Source organism: Streptomyces sp. NPDC031111, from assembly GCF_055570675.1.
Genome location: NZ_JBVIGS010000005.1, coordinates 141,458 through 148,353, shown reverse-complemented (window position 1 = coordinate 148,353; position 6,896 = coordinate 141,458). Strand labels below are relative to the sequence as shown.

Here is a 6,896-nt window from a genome sequence, read left to right as displayed (position 1 = left end):
CCGACGACCCGCCGCGACCCGGCGGCCTGTGGCAAGTGATGGTGGAAATGACAAGCGAAGAGATCCTGCCCCTGATCACCGAGGCGATCGTGGAGGTCCTGCCGGAGCTGGACGGCCACCCCTTCACCGAGTCCGACTCGCTGGAGGACCTCGGCGCGGACTCGATGGACCGGGCGGAGATCGTCATGACCGTGCTGGAACGGCTGGACCTGGAGATACCCCTGGTCGACACGCACGGCCCGCGGAACCTGGGCGAACTCGCCGAACTGCTCGGCGAGAAGACCTCCGCGAGGGCCCGGTAACGTGCGTGACGTCGCCGAGATCGTGGTGACCGGGCTGGGCGTCACCACGGCCGTCGGGCAGGGCAAGGAGCAGTTCGCGCGGGCGCTGTTCGCCGGGGAGCACCGCTTCGGCGTGCTGGAACGCCCCGGCCGGCAGCTCGACAGCGCCTTCGTGGGCGCGGAGATCTCCGCGTTCACTCCGCCCACCCGGGTGGCCGCCCGCGATCTGCGTACCGCCTCCCTCACGGCCCGGGTGGCCCTCGCCACCCTGGAGGAGGCCTGGACGGAGGCCGGCCTCGACGAGGCCGACCCCTCCCGCGTCGGCCTCGTCGTCGGCGGCAGCAACGTGCAGCAGCGGGAACTGGTGCGGGCCCACGACAGGCACCGCGCCAAGCCCCGCTTCCTCCGGCCCGGCTACGGCATGTCCTACCTGGACACCGACCTGTGCGCCCTGGCCACGGCGACCTTCGGCATCCGCGGCCTGGCCCACACGGTCGGCGGCGCCTCGGCCTCCGGCCAGCTCGCCGTCATCGAGGCGGCCGAGGCCGTAGCGTCCGGCCGGGTCGACGTGTGCGTCGCGCTCGGCGCCCTGGCGGACCTGTCGTACTGGGAACTCCTCGCCCTGGAGTCGATGGGCGCCATGGCGCCCGAGCACTGCGCCGACGCCCCCGAAGCGGCCTGCCGCCCCTTCGACACGGGCCACAACGGCTTCGTCTTCGGCGAGGCCTGCGCGGCCCTCGTCGTGGAACGCCGCGGCGCCCGCCCACCGCGCGAGCACGCCCCCTACGCGCGGCTGGCCGGCTGGTCGGTGCAGCTCGACGGCAACCGCGGCCCCAACCCCTCGCTGGAGGGCGAGGTCCGGGCGATCCGGCAGGCCCTCGGCACGGCGGGCCTCACCGCGGCGGACATCGACTACGTCAACCCGCACGGCACCGCCTCGCCCGTCGGCGACCGCACCGAGGCCCGGGCGCTCAGGGAGAGCGGACTCACCCGGGCCGCCGTCAACGCCACCAAGTCGATCACCGGCCACGGACTCAGCGCGGCCGGCGCGGTGGAGGCGGTCGCCGCGCTGCTTCAGATGCGGCACGGCCGGCTGCACCCCACCCGCAACCTCCACGACCCGGTCGACGACTCCCTCAACTGGGTGCGCGGCGCGGCGGTCGAGGCGCGGGTGCGCCACTGCCTGAGCCTGAGCATGGGCTTCGGAGGCATCAACACGGCACTGTGCATGAGCGCGTGCGAACCAGGGAGGGCGTAGAGGTCATGTCCCGCGTCGGAATCGAAGCCATGAACGTGTTCGGCGGCTCGGCAGTGCTCGACGTCGCCCAACTGGCGCAACGCCGGGGGCTCGACCCCCAGCGGCTGGACAACCTGCTGATGCGGGAGAAGACGGTCGCCCTGCCCTTCGAGGACCCGGTGACCTTCGGCGCCAACGCGGCCCGCCCCCTCCTCGACCGGATGACCCCAGAGGACAGGGACCGCATCGAGCTGCTGATCACCTGCACCGAATCGGGCATCGACTTCTCGAAGTCCGTGAGCACCTACCTCCACGACCAGCTGGGCCTCACCCGCAACTGCCGCATGTTCGAGCTGAAACAGGCCTGCTACGCGGGCACCGCCGGACTCCAGATGGCCTGCAACTTCATCCTGTCCCAGACCTCACCGGGCGCCAAGGCGCTGGTCGTCGCCACCGACATCTCGCGCTACCTCCTCGAGGACGGGGCCGACGCCTCGGCCCAGGACTGGTCCTACGCCGAACCCAGCGGCGGTGCCGGCGCCGTGGCCATGCTGATCAGCGACGTCCCCCACGTGTTCCAGCTCGACGTGGGCGCCAGCGGCTACTACGGCTACGAGGTCATGGACACCTGCCGCCCCGCGCCCGACAGCGAGTCCGGAGACGTGGACCTGTCGCTGATGTCGTACCTGGACTGCTGCGAACAGTCCTACCGGGCCTACGAGCGCAAGGTCGAGGGCGCCGACTACCGCGACTCCTTCCAGTACCTCGCCTTCCACACGCCGTTCGGCGGCATGGTCAAGGGCGCCCACCGCACGATGATGCGCAAGGTCGCGGGAGTGAGGGGCGGTGAGATCGCCGAGGACTTCGAGCGCCGGGTGGCGCCCGGACTGACGTACTGCGGCCGCGTCGGCAACATCATGGGCGCCACCGTGTTCCTGTCACTGGCGAGCACCGTGTGCAACGGCGGCTTCGACAGCCCCCAGCGGGTCGGCTGCTTCTCCTACGGCTCCGGCTGCTGCTCGGAGTTCTACAGCGGCGTGGTGACACCGGACGGCGCGACACGGCTCAAGGAGATGGGCATCGAGGCGCACCTCGACGCCCGCTACCGGCTGACCGTCGACGAGTACGAACACCTGCTGTCCGAGAGCGACTTCGTCCGCTTCGGCACGCGGAACACGACGGTCGACCAGAGCCTCGTCCCCGCGACCCGCCCCGCGAACGGCGCGGGACCGCGGCTGGTGCTCCGGTCGATCAAGGAGTTCCACCGGGAGTACGCATGGCTGGACTGACCTACGACACGCTGAAGCTGCGCGAGCAGGACGACGTCTGGTTCGTGCGACTGCACCGGCCCGAGGCGGGCAACGCCCTGAACACGCCGATGGTGCGCGAGTTGACCGACGTACTGGCCCGCGCGGCGGCCTCACCGGCCACCGTCCTGGTGCTGGAGGGGCTGCCCGAGGTGTTCTGCTTCGGGGCCGACTTCGACGCCATCGGCCGGGCGGCCCGCGAGGGCGGACCGACCGCCGCCGATCCGGAGCCGCTGTTCGAACTGTTCCGGTACCTCGCGTACGCGGACCTCCTCACCATCGCCCACGTGCGGGGCAAGGCCAACGCCGGCGGCGTCGGCATCGTGGCGGCCTGCGACCTCGTCATCGCCGACGAGGGCGCCACCTTCAGCCTCTCCGAGCTGCTGTTCGGCCTCATCCCCGCCGTCGTCCTGCCCTTCCTGATCCGGCGCACGGGATTCCAGCACGCGCACTACCTCGCCGCCACCACCCGGACCGTCGACGCGGAACGCGCCCGCGCCTGGGGGCTGGTCGACGAGTGCGGAGAGGACAGCGAGGGCCTGCTGCGCACACACCTCAAGCGCCTGACCCGGCTCTCGAAGCCGGCCGTCGCGCGCTACAAGGCGTACCTGCGGCAGCTGTCCCCGATACCCGAGCGGACCAAATCCGCCGCGCTGGCCACCAACCGAGAGGTCTTCGAGGACCCGATGAACGTGCGCGCCATCCAGCGGTACGCGGAGGAGGGCCTGTTCCCCTGGGAGACCGGCCCGCGGCCGAACCCGGGGGAGCCCGGCCCCGGCACGTCCCCGGCCCCCGCGACGACGGGGACCGGCGTGCGCACGCCTCCCGCCCCACAGGAGCTCGGCAACCCCCGCTTTCGCGCGGCACACGGCGTCACCCGCGCCTACGTGGCCGGCGCCATGTACAAGGGCATCGCCTCGGTCGAACTCGTCACCGCGATGGGCCGGGCCGGCATGCTCTCCTTCCTCGGCACGGGCGGGCTGAGCCCGGAAGCCGTGGACGACGCGCTCGGCCGCATCCGCAAGGAGCTGGACGAAGGACAGCCGTTCGGCGCCAACCTGCTCAGCTCTCCGCAGGAACCCGGGCTGGAGTCCCGGCTCGTGGAGCTCTATCTGGACCACGGTGTGCGCTGCGTCGAGGCCTCGGCCTACATCCGGCCGTCACTCCCGCTGATCCGATACCGTCTCGCAGGACTCTTCAGGGGGCGCGAGGGCGAGGTGCGCGAGCATCACCGCGTCATCGCCAAGGTCTCCCGCACCGAGGTGGCGGAGCGCTTTCTCCGACCCGCGCCGCCGGAGCTGGTGCGCCAGTTGCTGGACGCCGGGCACATCACCCCCGAGCAGGCCGAACTCGCCCGGCGGATACCGCTGGCCTCGGACCTGTGCGTGGAGGCCGACTCCGCGGGCCACACCGACGCCGGCAACGCCTACGTGCTGATGCCCGCGATGAGCGAACTGCGCGACCGCGTCACGCGCGAGGAGGATTACGCGGAGCCGGTACTGCTCGGAGCCGCCGGCGGCATCGGGACCCCACAGGCCGCACTCGCCGCGTTCGCCCTCGGCGCGGACTTCATCGTGACCGGGTCCATCAACCAGTGCACGGTCGAAGCGGGCACCAGCGACGCGGTGAAGGACATCCTCCAGGACCTCGGCGTGCACGACACCGACTACGCGCCCGCCGGCGACATGTTCGAGGTCGGGGCGAGGATGCAGGTGGCCAGGAAGGGCCTGCTGTTCCCGGCGCGTGCCCAGAAGCTGCACGAGCTGTACGTGCGCCACGACTCCCTCGACGACCTGGACGCGAGGACCCGCGCCACCCTGGAGCAGAAGTACTTCAAGCGCCCGCTCAAGGAGGTGTGGGAGGAGACCCGGGCCCATCTGGCCCGCCGGTTCCCGGAACGCCTCGCGGAGGTCGAGCGGAACCCGAAGCAGAAGATGGCCCTGGTGTTCCGCTGGTACTTCGTCCACTCCACCCGGCTGGCGCTGGCCGGCCGCCCCGAGCACAAGGTCGACTTCCAGATCCACTGCGGCCCGGCGCTGGGCGCGTACAACGCCTGGGTCCGCGGCACCCCGCTGGCCTCGTGGCGCGAGCGGCACGTGGCCGCCGTGGCCGACCACCTGATGCGCGAGACCGCGGCCCTGCTCGGCCGCACGCTCGGCGCCCACACCGGCACGTCACACGACACTGCGAAGTGAGCACATGAAATCGGTTTACGTCTTTCCGGGCCAGGGCTCCCAGCACAAGGGCATGGGTGCCGGACTGTTCGAGAAGTTCCCGGAGTTGGTGGCCCAGGCCGACGACGTGCTCGGCTACTCCATCGAGGACCTGTGCCTGCGCGACCCGGACCGGGTGCTGAGCAGGACGCAGTACACCCAGCCGGCGCTGTACGTGGTCAACGCGCTCACCTATCTGGACCGGACCACCGAGCACGGTGAACTGCCCGCTGTCGTCGCCGGGCACAGCCTCGGCGAGTACTGCGCGCTGTTCGCCGCCGGAGCGTTCGACTTCGCCACCGGCCTCAGGCTCGTCGCCAAGCGCGGGGAGCTGATGAGCCAGGCCCCCAAGGGCGCCATGGCGGCCGTCGTCAACCTCGACCAGGAGCGCGTCCGCGAGATCCTGTCCGGCCTGCCGTTCCGGAACATCGACATCGCCAACATCAACTCGCCCAAGCAGTGCATCCTGTCCGGCGAGTACGACGAGATCCACGCCCCCGAACTCCGCGCCGCCTACACCGGGGCGGGCGCGAGCTTCATCCCGCTCAATGTGAGCGCCGCCTTCCACTCGCGCTGTATGACGGCCGTGCAGCGGGAGTTCGCGCTCTATCTCGCCGGCTTCGACCTCGGGGAACTCACCCTCCCGGTGGTGGCGAACTACACCGCGCGCCCGTACCCCACCAAGGGCTACGCGGACTACCTGGCCCACCAGATATCCAGCCCGGTCCGCTGGTACGAGTCGATGTCCTGGCTGCTGGCCCAGGGGCATCGGGACTTCCGCGAGATAGGTCCGGGCAACGTGCTCACCAAGCTGAGCGCCCAGATCCTCGAGAACCCGCTGCCCGTCGAGCCCGACACCGAACCGCGGAAGGTTCCCGCGGTCCGGGCCCGCCCACGCACCGAACTGGTCTTCATGTACGGCGGCCAGGGCACCCAGTACCACCAGATGGGCCGGGGACTGTACGACACCGACCCGGTGTTCCGCGACGCCATGGACCGCTGCGACGCGGCACACCGCGCGACGGGCGGCACCTCGCTCCTCGACGCCGTCCACGACGACTCGCGCAAGGGCCGCCCCCTCGACGACGTGCTCACCTCGCACGCCGCGCTCTACAGCATCGGCTACAGCCTCACCGAGATGCTCCGCGCCGAGGGCATCCGCCCCGACGCGGTGCTCGGACACAGCCTCGGCGAATACATCGCCGCGACCGTGGCGGGCGCTCTGTCCTTCGAGGACGGCCTGCGGCTCGTGACGCGCCAGGCCCGGCTGCTCCACGAACGGTGCCCGGACGGCGCCATGCTGTCCGTTCTGGACTCCCCGGACCTCTACCGGACCCGCCGCGACCTCTTCGGTGACATCGCCCTCGCGGCCGTCAACTACGACCGCAACTTCGTCGTCAGCGGCGCCGAAACCCGGCTCGCCGACCTCCAGCACGCCCTGGACGCCGAAGGCGTGATCACGGTCCGCCTGCCGGTGCGCCACGCCTTCCACTCCGCCCACCTCGACACGATCGGGACGGACTTCCTCTCCCTCGCCGGAGACATCGCGCCCGAAACCCCGCGACTCCCGATCCACTCCTCGATGCTCGCCGCCCGCCTGGGCACACCGCAGCGCTGGGACACCTACCTCTGGGACGTGATCCGCCGCCCCGTCCGGTTCGACGAACTGATGGCGTCCGAGTTCACCCAGCCCGAGCGCCACTTCTTCGTCGACCTCAGCGCCAGCGGCTCGTTCGCCAATTTCCTCAAGTACGGCTATGCGCCGGCATTCCGCGGCACGGCTGCGATCAACCAGTTCGGCAACAACACCGCGACGATCGGAAACCTGTACAACGCAATACGAACCCTGAGCTGACCC

Annotated in this window: 5 protein-coding genes; all 5 read left to right on the top strand. The window is 70.9% G+C overall.

Features of this window, described 5'->3' with window-relative positions; genetic code table 11:
* Positions 1 to 47: 47 nt before the first annotated feature.
* From ACZ470_RS13525 to fabD, 5 genes are read left to right on the top strand one after another with little or no spacing between them, the layout of a single operon-like run.
* Positions 48 to 302 carry an acyl carrier protein gene (locus tag ACZ470_RS13525; RefSeq protein WP_468427023.1) on the top strand — a complete coding sequence of 85 codons (255 nt, stop codon included), beginning with the start codon at positions 48 to 50 and terminating at the stop codon, positions 300 to 302.
* A gap of 1 nt (position 303) precedes the next feature.
* A complete protein-coding gene (locus ACZ470_RS13520; protein ID WP_468427022.1) occupies positions 304 to 1,539 on the top strand; it encodes a beta-ketoacyl synthase N-terminal-like domain-containing protein in 1,236 nt (411 codons plus the stop codon).
* A 5-nt stretch (positions 1,540 to 1,544) separates the two neighbouring features.
* Positions 1,545 to 2,807: a hydroxymethylglutaryl-CoA synthase family protein gene (locus tag ACZ470_RS13515; RefSeq protein WP_468427021.1), complete on the top strand. Its 1,263-nt coding sequence runs from the start codon at positions 1,545 to 1,547 to the stop codon at positions 2,805 to 2,807.
* Positions 2,795 to 5,020 carry an enoyl-CoA hydratase/isomerase gene (locus ACZ470_RS13510; protein WP_468427020.1) on the top strand — a complete coding sequence of 742 codons (2,226 nt, stop codon included), beginning with the start codon at positions 2,795 to 2,797 and terminating at the stop codon, positions 5,018 to 5,020. Before ACZ470_RS13515 ends, ACZ470_RS13510 begins: the two co-directional genes overlap by 13 nt.
* A gap of 4 nt (positions 5,021 to 5,024) precedes the next feature.
* Positions 5,025 to 6,893, top strand: coding sequence for an ACP S-malonyltransferase (fabD, locus tag ACZ470_RS13505; RefSeq protein ID WP_468427019.1), 1,869 nt, complete (start codon positions 5,025 to 5,027; stop codon positions 6,891 to 6,893).
* Positions 6,894 to 6,896 lie beyond the last annotated feature (3 nt).

Excerpts from the sequence above, each read along its gene's own strand:
- ACZ470_RS13525 (WP_468427023.1), top strand. The coding sequence starts at position 48 with ATGACAAGCGAAGAGATCCTGCCCCTGATCACCGAGGCGATCGTGGAG.
- ACZ470_RS13515 (WP_468427021.1), top strand. The coding sequence starts at position 1,545 with ATGTCCCGCGTCGGAATCGAAGCCATGAACGTGTTCGGCGGCTCGGCA.
- ACZ470_RS13510 (WP_468427020.1), top strand. The coding sequence starts at position 2,795 with ATGGCTGGACTGACCTACGACACGCTGAAGCTGCGCGAGCAGGACGAC.
- fabD (WP_468427019.1), top strand. The coding sequence starts at position 5,025 with ATGAAATCGGTTTACGTCTTTCCGGGCCAGGGCTCCCAGCACAAGGGC.